Annotated in this window: 1 pseudogene; it reads right to left on the minus strand. The window is 36.4% G+C overall.

Annotated features, from left to right (window positions below):
- Nucleotides 1-107 (minus strand): annotated as a pseudogene (locus tag AAEY88_RS14035) (ribosome assembly cofactor RimP); the annotation flags it as partial.
- Nucleotides 108-264 lie beyond the last annotated feature (157 nt).

A 264-nucleotide genomic window follows, 5' to 3' on the forward strand; every position in this document is an offset into this window, starting at 1 on the left:
CGATTACCTTGTGGGGTAAACTCTACGCCCCACAGCGCCACATCACATGCAGCTACCGCAGGGGCAATAATAGTAGTTAGTTCTGCAACTTTAGTCGAAAGCTTCATAATTTATTTATATCTTCCTATTTACTTATCTGTCGTACTTAATGAACCACATTATTTATTACTTTTTTATTTGCGCGGCTCACAGCAATCGTTAGGTGTTTTATCTATTATATAATAGCACTAGCTCAGTATTATATTCGGTTAACATCTACTATAT

It is taken from the genome of Psychrobacter sp. CAL346-MNA-CIBAN-0220, assembly GCF_040309805.1.
Lineage (GTDB): Bacteria > Pseudomonadota > Gammaproteobacteria > Pseudomonadales > Moraxellaceae > Psychrobacter.